Annotated in this window: 24 protein-coding genes; 6 read left to right on the forward strand and 18 right to left on the reverse strand. The window is 31.2% G+C overall.

Annotation, left to right across the window (positions count from 1 at the left end):
- The first annotated feature begins 49 nt into the window (after nt 1–49).
- Entirely contained in the window at nt 50–376 is a 327-nt protein-coding gene (locus STK_RS02100; protein WP_010978330.1) for a hypothetical protein, read from the forward strand.
- On the opposite strand, the gene STK_RS02105 is transcribed toward STK_RS02100, so the two are convergent.
- The 5 genes from STK_RS02105 to STK_RS02125 form a co-directional block, all read right to left on the reverse strand.
- Nucleotides 359–1,324, reverse strand: coding sequence for a V0D/AC39 family V-type ATPase subunit (locus tag STK_RS02105; protein WP_010978331.1), 966 nt, complete (start codon nt 1,322–1,324; stop codon nt 359–361). The genes STK_RS02100 and STK_RS02105 overlap by 18 nt on opposite strands.
- Complete coding sequence (locus STK_RS02110) at nt 1,325–1,654, reverse strand: hypothetical protein (RefSeq protein ID WP_010978332.1); 330 nt, start codon at nt 1,652–1,654, stop codon at nt 1,325–1,327.
- Between the two features lie 14 nt (nt 1,655–1,668).
- Nucleotides 1,669–2,442, reverse strand: coding sequence for a tRNA (adenine-N1)-methyltransferase (locus STK_RS02115; protein WP_010978333.1), 774 nt, complete (start codon nt 2,440–2,442; stop codon nt 1,669–1,671).
- 76 nt (nt 2,443–2,518) lie between these two features.
- On the reverse strand, nt 2,519–2,668 hold the full coding sequence (locus STK_RS02120; RefSeq protein WP_052846285.1) for a ribbon-helix-helix domain-containing protein: 150 nt from the start codon (nt 2,666–2,668) through the stop codon (nt 2,519–2,521).
- 43 nt (nt 2,669–2,711) lie between these two features.
- The gene (locus STK_RS02125) at nt 2,712–3,479 is read right to left on the reverse strand and encodes a TrmB family transcriptional regulator (protein ID WP_010978334.1); all 768 of its coding nucleotides are present in this window, start codon (nt 3,477–3,479) and stop codon (nt 2,712–2,714) included.
- 20 nt (nt 3,480–3,499) lie between these two features.
- On the opposite strand from STK_RS02125, the gene STK_RS02130 reads away from it, so the two are divergent.
- Complete coding sequence (locus STK_RS02130; RefSeq protein ID WP_010978335.1) at nt 3,500–3,829, forward strand: 30S ribosomal protein S25e; 330 nt, start codon at nt 3,500–3,502, stop codon at nt 3,827–3,829.
- Nucleotides 3,830–3,834: 5 nt separating this feature from the next.
- Here STK_RS02130 and STK_RS02135 read toward each other — a convergent pair whose 3' ends face one another.
- Complete coding sequence (locus STK_RS02135; RefSeq protein ID WP_010978336.1) at nt 3,835–4,719, reverse strand: carbon-nitrogen hydrolase family protein; 885 nt, start codon at nt 4,717–4,719, stop codon at nt 3,835–3,837.
- Between the two features lie 4 nt (nt 4,720–4,723).
- On the reverse strand, nt 4,724–8,425 hold the full coding sequence (gene rgy, locus STK_RS02140; RefSeq protein WP_052846290.1) for a reverse gyrase: 3,702 nt from the start codon (nt 8,423–8,425) through the stop codon (nt 4,724–4,726).
- 63 nt (nt 8,426–8,488) lie between these two features.
- Between rgy and STK_RS02145 the strand changes: the two genes are divergently transcribed.
- On the forward strand, nt 8,489–10,732 hold the full coding sequence (locus STK_RS02145) for a CDC48 family AAA ATPase (protein WP_010978339.1): 2,244 nt from the start codon (nt 8,489–8,491) through the stop codon (nt 10,730–10,732).
- Nucleotides 10,729–11,970, forward strand: coding sequence for a 2,3-bisphosphoglycerate-independent phosphoglycerate mutase (locus tag STK_RS02150; protein ID WP_010978340.1), 1,242 nt, complete (start codon nt 10,729–10,731; stop codon nt 11,968–11,970). The genes STK_RS02145 and STK_RS02150 overlap by 4 nt, the downstream gene beginning before the upstream one ends.
- Before the next feature lie 48 nt (nt 11,971–12,018).
- Here STK_RS02150 and STK_RS02155 read toward each other — a convergent pair whose 3' ends face one another.
- Genes STK_RS02155 through STK_RS02180 form a run of 6 tightly spaced genes read right to left on the reverse strand, consistent with a single transcriptional unit; the run spans nt 12,019 to nt 15,589 of the window.
- The gene (locus tag STK_RS02155) at nt 12,019–12,507 is read right to left on the reverse strand and encodes a GTP-dependent dephospho-CoA kinase family protein (protein ID WP_010978341.1); all 489 of its coding nucleotides are present in this window, start codon (nt 12,505–12,507) and stop codon (nt 12,019–12,021) included.
- Between the two features lie 14 nt (nt 12,508–12,521).
- Entirely contained in the window at nt 12,522–12,725 is a 204-nt protein-coding gene (gene spt4 / locus STK_RS02160; protein WP_010978342.1) for a transcription elongation factor subunit Spt4, read from the reverse strand.
- On the reverse strand, nt 12,725–13,276 hold the full coding sequence (locus STK_RS02165; protein WP_010978343.1) for a DNA-directed RNA polymerase: 552 nt from the start codon (nt 13,274–13,276) through the stop codon (nt 12,725–12,727). The genes spt4 and STK_RS02165 overlap by 1 nt, the downstream gene beginning before the upstream one ends.
- An 11-nt stretch (nt 13,277–13,287) precedes the next feature.
- Nucleotides 13,288–13,719 (reverse strand): PIN domain-containing protein, encoded by a 432-nt coding sequence (locus STK_RS02170; protein WP_010978344.1) that lies wholly within the window; start codon nt 13,717–13,719, stop codon nt 13,288–13,290.
- Nucleotides 13,683–14,939, reverse strand: coding sequence for a translation initiation factor IF-2 subunit gamma (gene eif2g, locus STK_RS02175; protein ID WP_052846878.1), 1,257 nt, complete (start codon nt 14,937–14,939; stop codon nt 13,683–13,685). Before eif2g ends, STK_RS02170 begins: the two co-directional genes overlap by 37 nt.
- 8 nt (nt 14,940–14,947) lie before the next feature.
- The gene (locus STK_RS02180) at nt 14,948–15,589 is read right to left on the reverse strand and encodes a 30S ribosomal protein S6e (protein ID WP_010978346.1); all 642 of its coding nucleotides are present in this window, start codon (nt 15,587–15,589) and stop codon (nt 14,948–14,950) included.
- A gap of 65 nt (nt 15,590–15,654) precedes the next feature.
- Here STK_RS02180 and STK_RS02185 point away from each other — a divergent pair, with 65 nt between their 5' ends.
- Entirely contained in the window at nt 15,655–16,017 is a 363-nt protein-coding gene (locus tag STK_RS02185; protein WP_010978347.1) for a CbiX/SirB N-terminal domain-containing protein, read from the forward strand.
- On the opposite strand, the gene STK_RS02190 is transcribed toward STK_RS02185, so the two are convergent.
- Genes STK_RS02190 through pcn form a run of 4 tightly spaced genes read right to left on the reverse strand, consistent with a single transcriptional unit; the run spans nt 15,994 to nt 19,176 of the window.
- Complete coding sequence (locus STK_RS02190) at nt 15,994–16,455, reverse strand: 30S ribosomal protein S15 (protein WP_010978348.1); 462 nt, start codon at nt 16,453–16,455, stop codon at nt 15,994–15,996. The genes STK_RS02185 and STK_RS02190 overlap by 24 nt on opposite strands.
- 6 nt (nt 16,456–16,461) lie before the next feature.
- Nucleotides 16,462–17,478, reverse strand: coding sequence for a methionine synthase (locus STK_RS02195; protein WP_010978349.1), 1,017 nt, complete (start codon nt 17,476–17,478; stop codon nt 16,462–16,464).
- Complete coding sequence (locus STK_RS02200) at nt 17,471–18,439, reverse strand: 5-methyltetrahydropteroyltriglutamate--homocysteine methyltransferase (RefSeq protein ID WP_010978350.1); 969 nt, start codon at nt 18,437–18,439, stop codon at nt 17,471–17,473. The genes STK_RS02195 and STK_RS02200 overlap by 8 nt, the downstream gene beginning before the upstream one ends.
- A complete protein-coding gene (pcn, locus tag STK_RS02205) occupies nt 18,439–19,176 on the reverse strand; it encodes a proliferating cell nuclear antigen (pcna) (RefSeq protein ID WP_010978351.1) in 738 nt (245 codons plus the stop codon). Before pcn ends, STK_RS02200 begins: the two co-directional genes overlap by 1 nt.
- A gap of 47 nt (nt 19,177–19,223) precedes the next feature.
- Here pcn and STK_RS02210 point away from each other — a divergent pair, with 47 nt between their 5' ends.
- Nucleotides 19,224–20,537 (forward strand): cobyrinate a,c-diamide synthase, encoded by a 1,314-nt coding sequence (locus tag STK_RS02210; protein ID WP_010978353.1) that lies wholly within the window; start codon nt 19,224–19,226, stop codon nt 20,535–20,537.
- Here the strand turns inward: STK_RS02210 and STK_RS02215 are convergent.
- Nucleotides 20,508–21,275: a DUF2208 domain-containing protein gene (locus STK_RS02215; protein ID WP_010978354.1), complete on the reverse strand. Its 768-nt coding sequence runs from the start codon at nt 21,273–21,275 to the stop codon at nt 20,508–20,510. The genes STK_RS02210 and STK_RS02215 overlap by 30 nt on opposite strands.
- Nucleotides 21,276–21,641: the final 366 nt, after the last annotated feature.

A 21,641-nucleotide genomic window follows, 5' to 3' on the forward strand; every position in this document is an offset into this window, starting at 1 on the left:
ACACCTAATGTTAAAATCATTTTTGATGTTATAAAAAGCATAATGTATAATGCTTGTAAAAGTGCCAGAAAGAGTATTTGATGAACTACTCAGAAAATTGAAAATTCAAGTATATGAATATAATTCTAGAATAAAGGAATATGGGGTTTATCTTAAGCCTTATCATATTGTATACAAGAACGGAAAGCAGTATATCTATATAGGAAAATATTGGTATAAATTGGATAAAAAAGATGGAAAACTTAAATGGATTTATTTAGGTAAGAAAAAACCAGTTCAATATTTGCCAGATCCTCCAGCAATACCAGATTATACGATTATAAAAGACATTGAGGGATATATTATTGACGAGAAGGCATTAAATGAGATCAAATGAGAGCATTTTTTTAATCTTTTCAATTATCCCTAATTTTATACCATTCAAAATCATTGTTATATCCTCATAATCTAATTTTATAAGTTCTGATATGGCGAGAATTGTTGATGGAGTAAACGGACTACCCATGAAAGCTTCTATGGAATATTTTCTTGAATTTACTCTAGCTAAACGATAAAGAGTCGCAAAAGCATCATATACATTTGCCAGAGTTAAGTTTTTAGCATAAGAAGTTCTAGCCAAGATATCTAATATTTCTTTATCATTATTAGCAGATGCTAAGTCTTTTAATAAACTTTCATCAATTTTACAACTAATATTTTCAACAAGATGAAGTTTATATGCCATCATGGAAGCATAATAATCTTCGTAAGTGCAAATTATGTCTTGAGCTTTTGATTTCCAATCTCCTCTGAATTCACTGACTATTTTTGATAATTTATAAATGAAATAAAATTCTAACAAGGAGTTTATTTCAGAAGGAGTCTTTTTAGATGCTCTAGCCATTGCAAATTTTAATCCTTCATTAATTATACCTTTTGAGAAATTTAAAATATCATCTAAATTTTGTGGATTGGAATCTGCTAGTTCCTTTATTAATAGAAAATTATCATATATTTTGCTTCCAGTTAATACTGAAGTGATTAAAGGTTCTAATTCGTTTAGGCTAAATAAATATAAGTATAAATCTATGATGTCCGCGTTTATTTTAACATTACTTACATATCCTCTAATTTTTAATAGAAAATTAATTGAACGTTGCCTAAATTTTCTCTCTGCATCTTCTATAGTTGAAGGTATCTCTTCAATATAACCTCTATCTTTAAGCACGCCAATTGCATCTCTCCAATCACTCGAAGTTAAAAGCTCATTTATTGTACCCCTAGTTATAATAAATGACTTATATAACCTAGCTATTGCTGTGGAATACGCTAATGTGCTACTCATCTACTTAAATACCTCCTCGATTTTCTTTAGAACAAAATCTGTAGCTTTTTCCATATTTTTTTGCCCTTTGTTCTTTATCTCAGTTATTTTTTTATCTCTTTCCTCAGAAAACTTCTTTGATAATTCATTAATTTTGTCATTTGTATTTTTCTCTACTTCTTTAGAAATTTGATTAAAAACTTCTTCCGCTACTCCTTTAAACTCTGTTGCTAACGATTCAGAAAAAATTACGAGTTTTTTTCCATCATCAGCTATATTTTTTTCGATATTTTTTAGCTCTTCTTCAAATCTTACTATTAGATTAGCGTATGTCGATAATTTTGAAGACATGCTATTATAATACTCTAAACACTACTTTTTAATGATTTTCTTCCTCTAATGATATAACCGGTATGCATTACTCCAATATTTTTTGGTCTCACAGCATTCTCTTTAATTTGATATTCTCTTAGAATGAGTTCTTCAGCATGAATATCAATAAAACCATTATTCTTCAAAGCTATACCAGTTTTTTCTATTTGATTTACTGTAGGAACAAAAATAACTATTGAACCAGACGGTTTTAAGGCATGATATGCAAATTTTACTACATTCCAAGGATCTGGCATATCAAGAAATATTGCATCTACATTAGTTTCGTCAAATCCTTCTCTAACATCTTTTAACTTAAATATAACTCTGTTTGAGAATCCTAAAAATTCAACATTTTTTTTCGCTATTTCTTGCATATCTTGTCTAATATCATAAGTTATAACTTTACCATTATCTCCTAAATAATGAGCTAAAGATATAGTTAAAAAACCAGAACCCGTGCCAGCCTCAATTACAGTATCTCCAGGTTTTATGCCAGAAGAATATATCATATACGCAATATCTTTAGGGTAAAGAACCTGGGATGGTCTTCTTAATCCGTTATAAATATCAATTAACGTGGGTTTTAGTATATATGCTTTATTTCCAGTTGATAATGTAACCTCAACTCCATATTCTAAGCCTATTATGCTATCTAAGTTTAATGCTCCTTTATCGCTTCCAACTTTTTTTCCTTTTCTAACTTTTACTAAATAAGTTCTTTTGGTATCTATCCAAAGAGTTATTACATCCTCTTCTTTTATCATCAGAATTAGAAAGAATAAGAGAAATTAAAAATCAGTTCTGGTGTCTTATTTCATTATTCAAAAACACCAGCTTTCATCATTTATCATTTATCCATAGTTCTTTCCTAATAAACTCATTTAGTGCTGCTCTTATAACTTCACTTCTTGATGTGTATCTTCCTGTATTTATTAATTCATCTATTGCCTCTAAGAATTGTTCTGGTAGTTTAACAGTTATTATTCTCATTATTGGTCAGTTATTTTGCTTCTATTATATAGTCTTATAAGCATTATTCCTTACTTTTATCAGCCTTTTCCCATAAATACTCAAAATAAACTTTACCTATTTCTACGAAATAAATATGATTTGAGAACATACCTAGTAACATATTTCCTTGAGTTTTTATTATTAAAAATATAGAGTTAGAAGTTATAATACCGCTTCCAAACATTGAGTCTAAATATTTTATGTTAAGAACATTACTCTCTATATTAATATTTTTTGTTAATATAACTCTTACATCATATTTATATGAATTTGCTTCTAAAATTTTAATTAAATCATCTGAAATTAGTTCTTTAAAAGATATAGCAACATAGTATTTACTTGAGTTTTCAGCTAATATTTGCTTTAAAGTCTGTGCAATATTATCTTGTTGTACTAATGCTATGTTATAGAATGATGTTTGAGAAGAAAGCAATACAGAAATAGGTAGGATTAATTCTCTTTCTACTTTCTCTAATGCATCAGAAATATTCTTTTTAACATTCTCCCATACCTCTCTTATTGGATTAGCTACATAATATGATGGTCTCTTTCCTATTCTTCTAATCCATCCCCTTCCTTCAAGTTTTGTTAAAATTGGATAAATTTTAGTATAGGAAATATTTATTTTATCGGATAATTCTTTAGCAGTCATTTTTCCATTAAGTAATAATAAAAAATAGAGTTTCAATTCATTTCGGGTTATTCCGAAGGCTCTTGCTATATTTCCAATTTTACTAACTATATCATCTATGTTCTGAGACATGTTAACATTTTTATTTTCCTTATACATATTAATAAACGGTGTGCTAAATGGGTGGTGCTAGTAAGAAACCTATATCTACTGTAGAAAAAAGAATGAAAAAGATGGCTGAAGAGCAGCAAAAGAAGCAACAAAAAAGAGCAACAACAAAGACAGGGAAAGAGTTAACTAGTAAGAACGTTGTGATTGATAATGAAACATTAAAGAAAGTGCAAGAAGAACTTAAAAAAGAGACCATAGTGACACCTTATACGTTATCAACTAAGTTAAATGTCACTATAAGTGTAGCAAAGAAAATTTTAGAAGAGCTTGAAAGGCAAGGCGTAGTAAAAATAGGGACTAAAGACAGAAGAACAGCTGTTTATATAGCTGCTTCATAAAAATATTATTCTTCGTCTTCTTTTTGCTCTTCTAATTTTCTTCCTACATTAGTTTTAATCTTTTTTATACTTTTACAGAACCCTTGTAATACAGAATCTATGTTGTTTATACTACCTATTCTTTCTCTCCCAGCTTCTTGGGTTAACACTGTAGATTCAACATAAACAACTGTATCTTCTTCTTCAGCTTGTTTATAAATTAAAGAGTTAACACTTGTGACAAAGGTAGGAGATGAGCCTATTATTTCTCCGTTTTCATCTTCTATTGTTTCTCCCACAATAATATAAGGAAGACCATTTTCTATAGTTCTTGCTATTGCCATATATTTAATTATATCATAACCATTCCTAGGATAAGCTTTTACTGTACCTACTATTGCCGCAACGTTATTAAGTGATAACAGCCTATTAATTTCTGGGGAAAATATATCATCCTCAGATATTATTCCATACCTTTTATCTAATGACATATATACGGGTTCTTTGCCAGCTGAAATCCCTAATCTTACATCTTTTTCTGAAACAATAATTTTTCTATATTTTCCTAATATTTCTCCTTGAGGTGAGATTATAAGTGTTGTAAGGAAGATTTTAGGGCCTGCTTGTTCAAGAATAGGGCCTGCAATTAAATGAATTTCTCCTTCCATTGATAGGTTTATTAGTGTATCAGTAACACTACCAGGTATTTTTTCAGCTAAATTTTTTATTATACTTTTAGATTTCTTATCATTTTCGTATATTTCAAAGATATTACCTGCAGGGAATAATGAAGGTAAGATAACTAATTTTGCTCCCTTATCTTTTGCAGCCTTTATTAATTTTTTAGCTTTTTCTATGTTATATTTCTTACTCATTTCTTTCAATCTAAGATGAAGTAAACCTATTAGCATAATATCACCTAATACTCTTTATTTCGTAATAAATATCCTTTAATATTTGTATATAATCTTGTTTACCTTGTTCTACCATATCCATCAACTGCAAAAGATTTCTTGTTCTTTCCTCAGATACAAAACTACTAAACTTTTGATTTAAATACTTATTTACTTCTTTGCCTAACTGTGTCGGGATAAGCTTCTTAGTTTTTTTACTTTCAATAACATATCCTCTTTTTAATATTGTGCTAATTATCGTAGCGTATGTACTAGGTCTTCCAATCTCTTTTCTCTTCATTTCGGCTACTAATTCCGCTTGAGTATACAAATTTACTGTACTTTTAACGAATGAACCAGTTAGTTGGATTTTAGAAACTAGTTCCGCATTTGTTGAGCCGGTTGTTTCTTGAAGTTTCTTTATAATACTATTTTTAATAATTCTTGTAGTAGGAAGATATAGGAATTTAGAATAGTCAAGCTGAATAGGAAGTTTTATATCTGTGATAAATTCAGAATAATTCTGTAAAGTTTTTAATTCAGAATTACAGTTGCTATCTTCACATATTTTATATTCAATTCTCTCTTTAATAACTTTTAGGGGAACTAATTGGCTTGTAATAAATCTTCTAAATATTAAGTCGTATATAAGGAAATGTGCTCTCGTGATTTTTTTAGCTAATTCTATCTCTCCTTCATCGACAAGAAGTCTTAATTGGTCTACATCTAGAGGTCTAGTAGGCCTTATTGCTTCATGTGCACCTCCCTCTCCCCAGCTTCTCGGCTTAAATATTTTAGTGTAGTTTTCTCCAGCTATTTGTTTTAGATATCCTTCAGCTATTGATATTCCTGTGTTAGAGATTCTAGTACTATCTGTTCTATGATAGGTTATAAGTCCTAACTCAAAAAGATCTTGAGCAATTTTCATCGTTTCAGATGCTGAGATTCCATAAAATTGATTGGCATCATAAAGTAAGGTATCTGTAGTATAAGGTGGTAGTGGATTAATTTCTTCTTCTAATACTTTTGTGTTAATGATTTTTACGTATATATTAGCGTTTTTCCTTATTTTTTCATTTTGTTTGAATACATAAAATTTAAGTTCGTCTATGCCTTTGATACTACCATAATATATTTTTGTTTTATTTGCATTATACTCGTCATATCTATTTACTATCCAATTAAGTACTGGTGATTGGACTCTTCCAGCACTTAAATTCTTATTTTCTTCGCTTTTACAATTATAGTTCTTACAATATTCTTTCCAGAAATCTTCTTGTAATTTAGTTGAAAGTTTAAATCCAATCCATCTATCTTCTATTCTCCTAACTATTTGAGATTTAACTAAATTTACGTTAAATGGTCTTGGATTATTGATTGCTTGGAGGATAGCTTTTCTAGTAACTTCATGAAATTCTGCTCTTTTTATGTTAGAATTAAATGGTTTTAAAGCAAGGTAAATATCCCAAGCGATTTTCTCTCCTTCAGTATCCGGATCTGTACCTATTAATATTTCATCTGCCTCTAAGGCTAATTTCCTTAATGCATCTATAGTAGCTGTTTTATCTAATATTATTTGTGTGGTATGACATTTAGGACACTGATTTCCTTGTTCAAAATCAGTAAACTGATGCCCATTTATACATTTCTTAATAGTATTATAATATGGTATAAAGTTAAAATGAGAATTCTGCTGCTGTACTTCAACACCGTAAATTCCTATGTTCTGAGTTGTTAAATCATATACATGTCCTCCTGTAGCTGCAACAATTAATATTTTATCTTCTAAAACGGTTTCGAAAGCTCTAATATTTTCAAGCTGTCTAATACTAGGTTTCGCAAAGAAGTTTGATATGGTTTTTGCTTTATTTGGCGATTCCACAATAAATAAAACCGTTTTAACTTTCTGTAACGAAGGTTCAATTTCTCCCTCTTTTTTTACCTTTAATATTCTTTCTCTCTCTTCATTAATTTTATTTATTATTTCAGTTAGATCACTAGAGCCTATCTTATTCTTTTTAATTTGTAACTCTTGCCATATAATTTCATCCAGAATCAATGAGAGTTTTCTGTTTAGTATATTGAATAAATTAATATCATCTATTAAGAGAACAGATAACCCAGTGGTTAGTTCTCCGCCATATATTCTCGAAGTTCTTCCGCTTGCTTGTATATATGTAAGATAGTCAGGCATGAGAATATAGCCGTTTGATATTACGAGATCTCCCAGTTCAGCTATCTTTTTAAGAATATCCTTATCTTCTAAGTATTTATTTACGACTTCATAGGCTCTAAGCAAAGTTTCATCCTCAAGCTTACCCTCTCTAGCTTGATTTGTTAGCATTGAAATTGCTGCTGGACTTAACTTTCTTAGTTTTCCTCTTACTCTACCAGCTAATCTTACAATATCCTGATCCTTAGTAATTAGACCTATCATACTTAAAATTCTAGATAATGCAACTAAATTCATTACTTCGCCTATCTTGAACTTAAATTTTGGAATTCCAACGAAAATAGCATACTTAACTCTCCAAGGTATATCTATTCCTCTTACTAGGATTCCATAATGAGTTGCAGATCCTATTAGAGCATATATGTTACCATTTGCGAAATCTTCAATTTTATTAGTATTAGATGAGGTTATCGTAACAACATTAAAACTATCACTCAATTTTGCTTCCAAGAATTTTGCATATTCTTGACCTTTATCAACTGGTACAAAGATAAGTCCTCCTTCACCTAGCTTATTTAGAAGTTCTTTTAATAGATTTACTACATCATCATCATTATTGGGTAGATATGCATATGTGTCGATTATTTTTCTCAAATAAATCACAGAACTACCTGGTCTAAAGCCCATTAATGCAGAAAGTACTGGATTACCACGAGTTAATGTTGCTGACGAAAATACGATAGTTTTCCCTTTAAGTTTATTTCCTCTTATTTCCTGGATTTTTGTATATACTGATTCATCTTCTCTAGATTTTCGTAGAAGCTCTTTTACTGATAAAATATCATCTTTTGAAAATCCAGCTAAATTAAGTATGGTTTCAGCACTTTTACTAGATTTTAATGCTGTATCAACGTCATCTACAAACATGAAATCATATTTTATGTTTTTTAGTTCATTTATTTTATCTATAAAAAATCTATTTGTTGCAATAAAGATATTAAAATCCCCTGCATTTAGTGCTTTGTATAACTCTTGTTTTTGAGATTCATTAATGCCAGAATGATAGTATAAAAGTTTTGTTTCTATATTAGTTTTATTAGAATACATAGATATTCTATCTACTGCTTGCTTAACTAAGCTTCTTGTAGGAAATATAAGAATAGATCTAAAATTCTTTGAGGAAAAGTATAATGAGGTAATAATACCAAATGTGGTTTTACCTAAACCTGGAGGAGCAATTATAGCAAAACTTTCCTTTCTTAAAACTCTTATAATCCAACTCTTTTGAGGTCCAAATGGAGGAAAGCCTATTATTCTTTTAAATAATTCAACGAAAATATCATATTCTCTTAGAACCTCTTTTATGTAGTTTAGTCTATTTAGTTTATTTAACCTACTTAGTTCATTGACTAATTCTCTAATGCTATTAAATTCACGATCTTCTTCAAGACACTCACTACATACGGATCCTTTATAGAGTCTTTCAGCTGAGATTACTCTGCCGCAATTAGGACATGAAGATAAGTAATTTGATGAAGGGATAGTGTTCAAGATTCCCTATCACTAATTTATGTAACAGTTAGACTTATTTAAAAGATTGCATAGTTCAAAATAATGAGCCAAGAGGTCAGTCTAAGAGTAAGTGAAGCTAGGCAAAGAGACGTAGGAAAAAAGATTGCAAGATTATCAGATTACACGATGAGAAAACTTGGGATTGAAACTGGAGATTACATTGAAATAATAGGTCCAAATGGTTCCGCCCTAGCTCAAGCTATGCCTTCTTATGATATTTCTGATGACGAAATAAAGATTGATGGGTATATTAGGAAATCTATAGGAGTGGGGATCGGCGATGATGTAAAGGTAAAGAAAGCTAATGTAACTCCAGCAACAAAGATAACTCTTGCACCTACACAGCCAATAAGATTTGATAGAAGTTTCGTAGAATATGTGAAAGACCAACTAATGAATAAACCGTTGGCAAAGGGAGAAACAATACCAGTCCCAATTTACACTGGTACATTAGATTTCATAGTAATAAATACTCAACCTTCAAATTATGTATATGTTACAGAGTCTACAAACCTTGAGATAAGAGAAGAACCAGCTAAAGAAAGTGAATTGGGCGGATATCCTAAAGTAACATGGGAGGATATAGGCGATTTAGAAGAGGCTAAACAAAAAATCAGAGAAATAGTTGAATGGCCTTTAAGGCACCCTGAATTATTCCAAAGATTAGGGATCGAACCACCTAAAGGAATCTTGCTATATGGTCCTCCAGGAAATGGTAAAACTTTACTTGCTAGGGCATTAGCTAATGAGGTTGGAGCTAGTTTTTATACAATTAACGGCCCAGAAATTATGAGTAAATTCTATGGTGAGAGCGAACAAAGACTAAGAGAAATATTTGAAGAGGCACAGAAAAATGCCCCAGCTATAATATTTATTGACGAAATAGATTCTATCGCACCTAAAAGAGAGGAAGTTACTGGTGAAGTTGAGAAGAGAGTTGTAGCACAACTATTAACATTAATGGACGGAATTAAAGGTAGAGGAAAAGTAATAGTAATAGGTGCTACAAATAGACCAGATGCGGTAGATCCAGCACTAAGAAGGCCTGGAAGATTCGATAGGGAAATAGAGATTAGACCTCCAGATACTAAAGGAAGAAAAGAAATCCTACAAGTACATACAAGAAATATGCCATTAGCAGAAGATGTAGATTTAGATAAACTTGCAGAAATTACATACGGATATACTGGAGCAGATTTAGCAGCATTAGCAAAAGAAGCCGCTATGAATGCGTTAAGAAGGTTTATAGCTGAGAAAAAAATAAATCTTGAACAAGAAAGAATTCCTGCTGAAATTTTAAAGGAATTAAAAGTTACTATGCAAGATTTCTTAGAGGCTATGAAATCTATACAGCCAACTCTCCTTAGAGAAGTTTATGTTGAAGTTCCAAAAGTTCATTGGAATGATATTGGTGGTCTTGAAGAGGTTAAACAACAGCTTAGGGAAGCGGTAGAATGGCCTTTAAGATTTTCAGAACTATTTAACAAAAGCGGAATAACTCCGCCTAAGGGTATTTTGTTGTTTGGTCCTCCTGGTACTGGTAAGACTATGCTTGCTAAGGCTGTTGCTACTGAGAGTGGTGCTAATTTTATTGCTGTTCGTGGTCCTGAAATCTTATCAAAGTGGGTTGGTGAGAGTGAGAAGGCTATTAGGGAAATATTTAGGAAGGCTAGGCAAGCAGCACCAACAATAATATTCTTTGATGAAATAGATGCAATAGCACCAATGAGAGGACTAACAACAGACAGTGGCGTAACAGAAAGAATAGTAAACCAACTACTAGCAGAAATGGACGGGATTGTGCCCCTAAATAAGGTTGTCGTTATTGCTGCTACTAATAGGCCTGATATTCTTGATCCTGCTTTGTTGAGGCCTGGTAGGTTTGATAGGTTGATTTATGTTCCTCCGCCAGATAAGAGGGCTAGGGCTGAGATTTTGAAAGTTCATACTAGGAATGTGCCATTAGCTGAAGATATTACATTAGACGAGCTAGCTGAAAAAACAGAAGGCTACACAGGTGCAGATATTGAAGCTTTGGTAAGAGAAGCTACAATTAATGCTATGAGAAAGATATTCAATGATTGTGACAAGAAAGCCAAAGATCAATGTCAGAATAATGTTGATTGTTATAATAGTAAAATGAGGGATTGTATGAATAATGCAAAAGTTATTGTAACAAAAGAAGATTTTAATAAAGCTTTAGAAGTAGTTAAACCAAGTTTAACAGCAGCTGACATACAAAGATATGAAAGACTAGCAAAAGAATTAAAGAGGTCAGTATTATGAAACAATATAAGATATTGTTTTTTATAGCAGATGGTTTAGGAGATAGGCCAGTAAGGAAACTTCAAGGTAAAACGCCATTAGAATATGTGGATAAACCTAACATAAGAGAGCTTTTAAAGAATTCAATTATAGGTCTTATGGATCCCATCTCACCAGGTGTTGTTGCGGGGAGTGATACTTCGCATCTTTCAATGTTTGGTTTAGATCCACATAAATATTATAGAGGTAGAGGAGCTTTCGAAGCTATAGGTGCTGGTGCTAGGCTCAAAGCAAGTGATGTAGCATTTAGAGGAAACTTTGCTACTGTAAATAACGAGTTTATAGTAGTTGATAGAAGAGCAGGAAGGAAAATAGAGGAAGCAGACGATTTAGTAAAAGAACTTAACGAGAAAATAGGAGAGATAGATGGAGTTAAGGTTAGGTTTTATCATGGGACAGAACATAGAGTCGCTGTAGTTTTGAGTGGTAAAGGGCTTACTGATAAAGTTAGTGACACTGATCCTCATGAAGTAAATAAAAAAGTTTTGGAGAGTAAGCCTCTGGATAATTCGCCAGAAAGCCAGTTTACTGCTAATATCATAAATAAATTAACACGTAAAATTTACGAAATTTTAAATTCATCAGAAATAAATAAAATAAGGGTAAGTAAAGGAGAGTTACCAGCTAATATAATACTACTAAGAGGCGCTGCTGAGTTTGTTGAGCTTCCTCAATTTGAAAGCTACACAAAGCTTAAAGCGGCTGCTGTATCAGCGACTGCGTTGATTAAAGGAATTTGTGAGCAGATTGGAATGAGAGTTGTCACTCCTCCAGGAGCTACAGGAGGTTTAGATACTAATTACTTAGGAAAAGCTGATGCTGCTGTAGAGTTATTAAAAGAATATGATTTTGTATTTTTGCATTTAAAGGCTACAGATGCGGCTTCACATGATGGTAATGTAGATGGAAAAGTATATGCTATTAATAAAATGGATGAGATGATTGGAAGAATATTAGATAAATTAGGAAGTGAGTTAGTTATTGCTATTAGTGGAGACCACACAACGCCAGTAGAAGTTAAGGAACATACAGGTGATCCGGTTCCATTCTTATTATACGTTCCTTATGATATAATTAATGATGTAGTAAATGATTTTAATGAAAGAGAAGCAAGAAGAGGTTCTTTAAGGATAAGGGGTCTTGATGTTATAAACTTGCTACTAAATTATTCTAACAGAGCAGAAAAATATGGCGCATGAAGAGGCTCGAAAGGTCTGATTGAATGATGACCCCGCGCAGGTCGGATTTTAGCATTTTTTTACATAAAATTTTTCTAGTATTTGTTTTACTCTTATTTTTACAAAATGATTATTTATTATAACTACTGCACCAGCATTAGGCTGTCCGTAAACAATAATATCGTTATTTCTACCAAAGATAACTACTGGTATAACTAGTAAGTCCTCTTCCCCGTCAACTAAGATTGTTGCCCTCTCGTTTTTGTCTAATAAATTTTTAATAATTTTCATTACAGAAAATCTAATGGTTGATTTTTCATTTTTTACTTTAATAACATTTTCGTTAACAGTTTTAACTTTTATTTGCCTTTTCGTTTTTCCATCTATTATTGATAAAAAAGGAATTATATTGCGATCATATAACGTCGATGTGACAACATCACCTACTGTAATTAATCTATTATTTTTCTTCTCAAGTATAAAATTTATAAAGATATCATTATTTGTAAATAAAAAACCATAAGGTCTTGTTAATTCCTTTTTTATAGAGTCTGGCATTTCAAAACAGTAATCTATTTCACTATTATTGCGTATCTCCAAGGTACAGTAGCCCCAAATAATTTTGCTGTTTCTGACTCAGGATCCAAAATGATTACAATTCCGCTCCAATCATCGCTGAAGCTAATTGATCCACAAACTGGGCATTTAGGTGTATCTTGTGGTACTAATGCTCTGCAATTCTTACAAGCTTTAAATTCTTTATTTTTTCCGGGCATTATTTACTCGCCTTTGTTAACTCTTGTGATATCCATTCAATTTTTCCCAAATACGGTTGTTTCATCGTTAAAGCTATTCTAGGCATTCTTCCACCACTTGTAGATACACTAATAATCCTTGCTCTAACTCTATCCCCTTTTTGTATTATTTTTTTGCTCCTTTCTCCTATAAGAATTCCCCTATTTTGATCAAATTTAAGATTATCATCAGTGATTTGTGAAATGTGTGCTAATCCATCAACTGGTCCTATATTTACATAAACCCCATAATTATCTACTTGATTAACTTCACCTTCTACAACTTCTTGAATTATTGGAACAAAAGCTAGCATTTCAAAACTAACTTCATGATACGTTGCACCATCTCCGAATATAATATATCCTTCTTCACTTACTTTAGCGTCTAGTACAGCGAGGACTAAACCAAGGTCTTTAATCATTTTTTCTTGATATTCTTGCCTTAAAATTTGTAGTGCTATTTCATCTAGTGGTTGCCCAAAATACTCAGGAGGAATGCGTATTATACCCTTTGCTTTAATTAGTTTAAACATAAAATATCAGACTAGATAATGATGTCTACCTTTATATTTTTACTCTTCTGTCTTAGATAAATAACTCTTACCCCTTTAAGCTTAGCTTTATGTCTAAGTCTAGTATCATTTGTAAATAAAAACAAATCGTAGTCTTTGCATATTTGTATAAGTGCATCGTCAACTCTCATGTTTTCATAACCTTCTATGCTTTTCCAATAATTTTTATATGTATTAAGGTATTGTAAAGCTAAATTGGCTTTCTTATTCATAATAATACTTTTAGAATTAAGAAATTTATTTAACTCTTTTAGAACTATATTAGGTATATAGAAAACTGGCTTATAATCTAGAAATTGAATTATCTTCTCAAAAGGATCAAAACCGTGATATATATAAAGAAGTATATTAGTATCAACTAATACTCCTAAATTTTTATTATTCCCCAACCTACTAGTCTCCATCTTCCACTAACTTGTCTACTTATAACAACTCTTAAATCTTTATCCCATACTACTAAAGGCCTTTTTAATTCTACTTCTAATTCGTCATTCTTAATGTTTTTTGCTACACCTAAGGTAGTTGCTGAACCTAATGTTAACATCAGTACCTCGCCTTTCTTAATATTCTCGACCTTAACTAATTCTTTTGCTCCAACAACTCTTTCTAGTAATTGATAGTTTTCAATTTTTAAATTCCATAAAACAGAAACATTTTTGTTACTCGATTTAACTACTACACTACCAACTAAACTATCAGCCTTAACATAGGAAGGATCTAATTCAGTTCCTAAAGCTACTAAACCACCCGGTTTAGCCTCTTTTACTTCTAAATCAGAAAAGCGAATAGAAGTAATTGTTGTGTAAAGCGGTTCATACTCTACTTTACCGCCAGGTTTTTCATGCCTTAATCCTGGTAAGATTTTTATCTCGTCTCCTATTTCTAGTTTTCCTTGAATAATACTACCTCCAATTACTCCTCCTTTCAGTTCATTATAAGGAGTCCCAGGCTTATTTACATCAAAACTTCTAATAACTAACATGATTGGATCTTTGCTAAGATCTCTCTGAGGAGTTGGGATATACTTTTGAATTCCTTCTATTAACGCATCGATATTAATTTTATGCAACGCACTGACTGGAATTATTGGAGCGTCTTCAGCCCAGGTACCCTTTAGAAATTCTTTTATTTGCTTATACTGTTTTAACGCTTCTTCTTTGCTTACTACGTCTACCTTATTTTGTACTATAATTAAATTTTTTATATTAACAATGCCTAAAGCAACAAAATGCTCTCTTGTTTGTGGTTGAGGAAAAGGTTCATTAGCTGCTACAACAAGTAACGCGCCATCCATAAGTGCTGCTCCAGATAACATTGTAGCCATTAAAATTTCGTGCCCTGGTGCATCAATAAAAGATACTTTCCTAAGAAATTGTGGTTTTTCGTCACTTCCACACTGATTGCAAGAGTATTCTGTAACATATGCTTCTGGCTTGTTACAGTTGGGGCATACACCTATACTAGCTTCTGCATATCCAAGTTTTATCGTCATACCTCTCTTTAATTCTTCACTATGCTTTGAAGTCCAAACTCCAGTAATCGCTTGGACTAATGTAGTTTTACCATGATCTACATGGCCAACTACACCTATGTTAACTTCTGGTTGAACTTGTGGCCAAGACAAAAGCATAATCACCTAATAATTATAGTGTTAATCTGAACTATATCTTGTGTAATCATATTTCCTCTAACAGTTTTTTTTCTTCTCATTCCGTCTTCTTCTGGATAGAAACCTGGAGGTCCACTTAATAATAGCTTTCTTTTGGCTCCACCTGGAACATCATATCTCATTGGGAAACCAGAATTATCAGATCCACCAGTTATCTTTACTTTTAGAGGTATTCCAGACACATTTAATTCTATTACATCACCAATTTTTGCTCCTATAATATTGCTTAATTTTGATTGATCTATAGATAATTGAAAAGATTTAGTCCTATAAGCTTCTGCTTCAAACTCATTAGCTCCATATTTTTCTGCTATGCTAGCTGCAATCCAAACTTCGTCAGAGGGAACATTATTGTCAATTTCTATTTTAAAATGGGTTTTTACTTTCACTTTTTTGTCTCCTTCTTGTTTTATTGTTTGTAATGTTAGTAAAGTATCTAAACCTAATTCCTCCTTTAACTTCTGATTTATTTTCGCAATGGGCAAAGCTTTTCCTTCTTTTTCTCCTTGAATTGATTGAATTTGATCAGATACTTTTACTTTTACTTTCTTTATTTTAGATTCTTTTGTTTGTGGATCAGATATAACAATTTTAAAGTCTGGCAAGTTAATATCCCTTGGTAAGGTAAATTAGAATACAAGTATTTAAAATCGAAGTACATAAAATACGTATGTATGGAGTATTATTAGTTCTACACGGTAGTAAAATTAAAGAATGGCAAGATGTTGCAATTCAATACGCCAATCTTTTGAGAAAATATTTTGATTTAGTTGAATATGGCTTTATAGAATTTAATCAACCTAGTATAACAGAAGCTGCAAAGAAATTAGCTAGTAATGGTGTAGATACAATTATTGTAGTTCCCTTACTATTTGCAGCTGGTACTCACTTTAAAAGAGATATACCAAAACAATTAGAAGAAATAAAAGGTGTAAAAATTATGATTGCAGAACCTATAGGTGTTGATGAAAGGATCGCAGAAATTTTAAAAGAAAGAGTTGAAGAAGTTTTAAGAAGCAGCACCAGAAGCTAATAGCTCTGCTTTCTCTGGCTCATATTTCCATTCTTTAGGCAATTTACCTATTCTCTTATAGTAATCCGCAAGTCTTCTAATTTTAGATTCTATTTCTTCTAATCCTTTTTTAGCCCTCTTATCCTTAGGATGTTCAAACAAGTGTCTCCTTACGTTCGCTGCTTTTCTAATTAAATTAAACAAGTCTTCGGGTATTTTTGGAGCAAGCCCTTTTTCTTCTAGGATTTTAGTGAGTTTTTTTCCAGTAATTTGTTTTACTAGAGGAATACCGTACTGATCTCTTAAAATTATACCTATCATACTAGGTGAATAACCTTTTTTGGCTAATTCTTCTACTAATAATTCTACTTCTTCTCTAGTAAACCTAACCCACTTAGGTGCTCCACTTCTAACTGGCCTTGTAGAATGTGACTTACCATTAGGACGTTTCTTATTCACTCTAATTCACCTATTTACCAAAGGCTTTAGTGAAGTACTATTATAACCTTTATTTTTAAGTTCTTCTCTTACAATTTTCGTTCCCTTAACCATGTTGAGTAGTTTTTGGAATGCAATTTTTCTCGGTAAAAGCTTTAATCCACAATCTGGATTTACCCATATCATTTCTGGTTTAAAGTAATCTAGTAACATTTTTAAGTCATTGGCAACTTCCTCTGGTGTTTCTATTCTTTTATTATGAACATCTATAACTCCTACTCCAATTTCTCTATCCCATTTTTTAAACAGTTTTACTGGTTCATAGTTATAATTCTTTAATGCCAAATTAATTTGATCAACATTTAATTTATCTAAGTAAGGCTCTAAATAACTATATTCGCCATAACATACATGCATTACAACTTTAACGTTAATTCCCTTTATGGACTCATTTACAGCTTCTATAGCCCATTCAACTTCATTTTTATGAGTATGGATAGCTGGTTCATCTACTTGAATAATTTTTGCACCAGCTTCTACTAACTTTTTCATTTCACTATTAATTACCTTAGCCAGATCAAACGCTAAGTCCTTTTTACTTTTATAGTATTCATTATATGACCATTCAGCTATTGTGTATGGTCCGGTGATAGTAATCTTTAGATTTTCAGTATAGGATACAGATTTAGCGAACAAAAATTCATCAACTAGCATAGGCTTAATATACTCAACTTTGCTTACTACGGATGGTTTTCTATAATAATTAGTCCCCCATACTCTAACTGGTCCATAGAATTTAAATCCGGCTAATCTTTCTGCGAAAAATTCTACCATTTCATCTCTTCTCATTTCTCCATCAGTGGGTACATCAACTCCAGCTATCTCGTGATCATGTAATACTGTAACTACTGCATCATCAAAAGCTTCTTGTAAATCTTCATCAGAAATTTTTCCGGCTTTATGTAATCGTATTGCTTCTCTTAACCATTTCGGTCTAGGATAACTACCTATAACTGTTGTTGGAAGAATTGGTAATTCATCCATTTAAGATCATCTCCTTTGCTTTTTGTAATAATTTAAATTTTTTCTGAACTATTATTTCTGGTATAAAATCATTAAAGGAGGAGTTACCTAAAATTAACCTTTCTATTCCTTTTTCGGATGCAGTAGAAACTATTCTTTTAATTGTAACAATTTTTTCCATTTTTGTTGTCCTTGAATCTAGGATTCCAAAATATACTTGCTTTCCTTTTAGGAATTGATACAGCCTACCAAGCTTATTTTTATTGCTTTCAGTCACGTCAAATCCATAAATAGTTGCTGGCAATTTCATATAATTTTCTAATCTATCAAAATTTATATCAAAATAAGTTAATAAATGTATTTCATTGTTTATATTTTCTAGCATTGTATTGTAAATTTCTGGAAGAGTGTTCAATAAGTCCTTCTTTATTCCTTTTTGGAAAATTGAGGGTTCGTGAATTTCTACTACATCGCTTTTTATGTTCTTCAGTAGTGAGTTTACTATTAGAGCATAGTCCTTCATTAACTCTTCTTCGTTTTTGTAGTATTGATTTTCAGAAAGTTTAAGAAAAGTTAATGGTCCTAAAATTACTGCTTTAAGTTTAAAATTATAACTTTTTGAAAGCTCTTTAGCTTTTTCAAAATATTTAATGTATGTATTATCCTCTTTGTACTTCAGTTTTTCATTTATTACAATTTGTCTATAGTAGAAGTTATTGTCAAAAAATCTCGTTAGACTTCCCTTTTTAACATTGGTAAGGAAAGAATATGTTAAGTCTGCAATATCATCCCACTCTATCATACTGTCTGTAGTAAAATCAACATTAAAGGATTTCATCATCTCAAAAAAATTACTCATAAAATTGAATATTTGCTCCAGATATTTCTCCTCAGATATTTTTCCATTATTTTTCTTTGAAATTATTTTAGCGATTCTCACTGGTTTAGGATAGCTCCCGATTAGTGCTGTTTCTATTCTCATCAGGATAATTTGGGGGCAAGCAAATAAGTAACTTTCCCCCCTCCTTCCATGTTGAATTCCAACTGCATAGGTTTTTGATCCGCAAATGCTACCTTGACGTAATCTGATAGCTTCGTAAGAGATATAATATCATTTAGATATTCGACGTCATATGCAGAAGAAGATTCCTTATTAAATTCTATGTCTGCAAGACTTCCTGTATCTTTTGAGAATTCTACTTCTACTTTATTTTCGCCTTCACCCTTAACTACAACCTTTTCTTCGTTACCTGAAATTAATAGTGTATCTGCTACTTCGGCTATTTCGCCTATTGCATTCTTTAAACCACTGGCATTAATTGTGGCTTTAATATCAAATTCTAAATTGACTTCGGGTACCTCTGGTGGCAATACTTCTATGTTATTTACGTTAAATACCCTATTTAATGCACCACTTAAAGTGAGCTTTACAACTTCTGGAGAATCTGCATCTATAATTATCTCCTCTTTTCTTTTAGCTGCCTTTAAAAGTTTGCTCATATATTGTGTATTAAATCCAAACTTGAATTCTTCTGGTACATCATATTCTTTAAACATTTCTTTAGGAAGTTCTATTTTTATTAAAGAAATATGAGCTTTATCTATAGCTACAAGTTGTATTCCTTCAGGTTTTATGTCAAACAGAGCCTCGTCAACCAATTTAAGCAAAGCCTGAATAATAGCCTTCAGATCCCTTACGTCATCGTAAACTATATGCATTTACTATCCCATATTTATTTAATCTAATCAGTTTCTTATTTTTTCTTATGAGGTTTCCTCGTATAATCATTTCTTCAGATAGAAGTAACTCGGGCAAAACAATAATATCCTCTGCCCTAATGAGAGTTTTATCTAGGAAAATGAAAGTGAGGGGCTTTAAGGCAGGACCAGATTTTATTGATCCAAAATATCATACACTAGCTGCTAGAGTTCCTTCGATTAATTTAGACTTATGGTTAATGGGAATTGAGGGAGTAAAGAAGAGTTTAATAAGATATGGGAAAGGCTATGATATTGGAATAATTGAGGGAGTAATGGGATTATATGATGGAATTAACGTGAATTATAGCACTTATGAACTTTCTGAAGTTACTAAGACCCCGATAATTCTAGTAGTAAACTGTAGTAACGTTAGTAGTACTGTAGGAGCTATAGTAAAAGGATTAAAAGATTATAGAAACGCAAGAATTAGAGGAGTAATTTTCAATCAAATAGGGTCTGAAACGCATTATAATTACTGTAAGAGTTCTATAAAAGAAGTTCAAGTTTTAGGTTATATAAAATACGATAGAAATTTCTCTGTCCCTTCACGGCATTTAGGGCTTTTTACAACTGAGGATTTCAAAGAGACTGAAAATGTTTTACAATCCGTATCTAAAGCTATAGAAGAGTCTGTTGACATAGATAAAATTATTGAAATTGCTAACTCAGCAGAAGAATTACAGGAAGTAGATGAGGCTATATCTAATGATGAATTAGATACTAAAAAAGGAATAGCTGCAATAGCATATGATTCAGCATTTAATTTTTATTATTCAGAAAATATAGATTTATTAAGATATAAATATCAAATAGAATTTTTCAGTCCTTTATTAAATGAAAAAATTGATAATCCAAGTTTAATTTATGTTGGTGGCGGCTATCCAGAATTACATCTAAATGAACTTGAGAAATCTAGTAGTACCATAAGATGGATTAAAAAAGAAGCCGAAAAAGGTACAAAAATTTTGGCAGAGTGTGGGGGTCTAATGTATTTATCGAAAGAAATTATAGCTGATAAAAGCTATAAAATGGTTAATTTGTTTGATATTAGCATTAAGGCTAAGGACAAACTCACGATTGGTTATACGGAGCTAGATGTTTTATCAGATAATATACTAGGAAGGAAAGGAGAGGTTCTTAGAGGTCACGAATTTCATGTATCTAAAGCTATTAATTTAGGTAACGATGTAAAATTCTCTATGAAAAATAGAATAGGGAAAGGAATATGGGAAAACAAAGATGGAGCCATTGTCTATAATACATTAGCGTCTTATTCTCATTTTCATTTTTCAAGTGCTAGAGGATTGTTGTCTTTTTAATTCAAGTTTCTTTACTCTATCTAGTACTTCTAATAACCTATCTATTTCTGTGGTGTATAGTCTAATTCTGTATGGCAATTTAGATGTTTGAGAATGAATTTCTATATATCTCTTTTCTCTATTTTCTTTTATCTCTGCATTAACTAGATGCCTAGAGTGTAAAAATATTCCACTTTTATCCGTTGATAATATACCCTTTTCTGTAATTTTATAACTTTGTGGTGCCATTACTTCCATAGCTTGGAATTTTACTAATCTTCTATACACGAACATATTGAACAAGAATAATGCTTCAAAATAAATAATGTATACTAAGAGTCTTTCATATCCAGATATACTTCCAACTATTTTAAGCAAAACTTCATCATAAAACACAAATATTGCAATAATATATATTATCATATACATAAAGGATTTGAAACTAGCCATAGCAAACTCTTGCATTTTCTTCATATATTCTTCATCTTTCTGGACAAGTTCTCCTGCTTTTTTCTCCTCAAAAAGGGTTCTTGAGTTCGATATATCTGATAAATATTTTCTTTCACTAAGTATAGGATTACTTCTCATTGTCATAACGCTAGTAATTCCGAGAATTACTATGATATAAAGAATATAAACGGGGAGGAAATATTGAGGATATAGTGATAATACAAAAGACATTAAAATCATTAGTGCTTGTGAGATCAGTATCATTTTCCAGTTATATGGATTAGGATATCCTTGGGGATAGGTAGACATGACTAATATTAATATCTCTAAAACCTTAATAAATATGTGTTTGATTTTACTAGTCCTAACATCTTTAGTATCATATTCCTTTACATTAACAAGCCGATATACTTATGTATTACCATCAACTAATTGTGAGTTAAACATTTATATAATACAAACTTATCAGAAGACTCCTCTAGAAATTAATATAAGTTTTAATTTAACTTACTCTCCTTATATTTATGTTTACATACATAATAGCTCTTTTTTAAATATATCATTTAGTAACAATTCTGAGATCTTTGTACCTATAATTGTATATAACTCTTCTAAGAAAATAACTTTGATAGAAATTAATTATTTATATGTAAGTAATATGACTATATTTATATT

Source organism: Sulfurisphaera tokodaii str. 7, assembly GCF_000011205.1.
Lineage (GTDB): Archaea > Thermoproteota > Thermoprotei_A > Sulfolobales > Sulfolobaceae > Sulfurisphaera > Sulfurisphaera tokodaii.

Excerpts from the sequence above, each read along its gene's own strand:
- STK_RS02155 (WP_010978341.1), bottom strand. The coding sequence starts at position 12,507 with ATGCCAGACTCTATAAAAAAGGAATTAACAAGACCTTATGGTTTTTTA.
- STK_RS02195 (WP_010978349.1), bottom strand. The coding sequence starts at position 17,478 with ATGGATGAATTACCAATTCTTCCAACAACAGTTATAGGTAGTTATCCT.
- pcn (WP_010978351.1), bottom strand. The coding sequence starts at position 19,176 with ATGCATATAGTTTACGATGACGTAAGGGATCTGAAGGCTATTATTCAG.
- STK_RS02115 (WP_010978333.1), bottom strand. The coding sequence starts at position 2,442 with ATGATAAAAGAAGAGGATGTAATAACTCTTTGGATAGATACCAAAAGA.
- STK_RS02130 (WP_010978335.1), top strand. The coding sequence starts at position 3,500 with ATGGGTGGTGCTAGTAAGAAACCTATATCTACTGTAGAAAAAAGAATG.
- STK_RS02105 (WP_010978331.1), bottom strand. The coding sequence starts at position 1,324 with ATGAGTAGCACATTAGCGTATTCCACAGCAATAGCTAGGTTATATAAG.
- STK_RS02135 (WP_010978336.1), bottom strand. The coding sequence starts at position 4,719 with ATGCTAATAGGTTTACTTCATCTTAGATTGAAAGAAATGAGTAAGAAA.
- spt4 (WP_010978342.1), bottom strand. The coding sequence starts at position 12,725 with ATGCCCGGAAAAAATAAAGAATTTAAAGCTTGTAAGAATTGCAGAGCA.
- STK_RS02165 (WP_010978343.1), bottom strand. The coding sequence starts at position 13,276 with ATGTTTAAACTAATTAAAGCAAAGGGTATAATACGCATTCCTCCTGAG.
- STK_RS02210 (WP_010978353.1), top strand. The coding sequence starts at position 19,224 with ATGAGGTTTCCTCGTATAATCATTTCTTCAGATAGAAGTAACTCGGGC.
- STK_RS02150 (WP_010978340.1), top strand. The coding sequence starts at position 10,729 with ATGAAACAATATAAGATATTGTTTTTTATAGCAGATGGTTTAGGAGAT.
- STK_RS02215 (WP_010978354.1), bottom strand. The coding sequence starts at position 21,275 with ATGTCTACCTATCCCCAAGGATATCCTAATCCATATAACTGGAAAATG.
- STK_RS02100 (WP_010978330.1), top strand. The coding sequence starts at position 50 with ATGCTTGTAAAAGTGCCAGAAAGAGTATTTGATGAACTACTCAGAAAA.
- STK_RS02200 (WP_010978350.1), bottom strand. The coding sequence starts at position 18,439 with ATGAGAATAGAAACAGCACTAATCGGGAGCTATCCTAAACCAGTGAGA.
- STK_RS02125 (WP_010978334.1), bottom strand. The coding sequence starts at position 3,479 with ATGTATAAGGAAAATAAAAATGTTAACATGTCTCAGAACATAGATGAT.
- STK_RS02185 (WP_010978347.1), top strand. The coding sequence starts at position 15,655 with ATGTATGGAGTATTATTAGTTCTACACGGTAGTAAAATTAAAGAATGG.
- STK_RS02120 (WP_052846285.1), bottom strand. The coding sequence starts at position 2,668 with ATGAGAATAATAACTGTTAAACTACCAGAACAATTCTTAGAGGCAATA.
- STK_RS02170 (WP_010978344.1), bottom strand. The coding sequence starts at position 13,719 with ATGGAGACTAGTAGGTTGGGGAATAATAAAAATTTAGGAGTATTAGTT.
- STK_RS02145 (WP_010978339.1), top strand. The coding sequence starts at position 8,489 with ATGAGCCAAGAGGTCAGTCTAAGAGTAAGTGAAGCTAGGCAAAGAGAC.
- STK_RS02110 (WP_010978332.1), bottom strand. The coding sequence starts at position 1,654 with ATGTCTTCAAAATTATCGACATACGCTAATCTAATAGTAAGATTTGAA.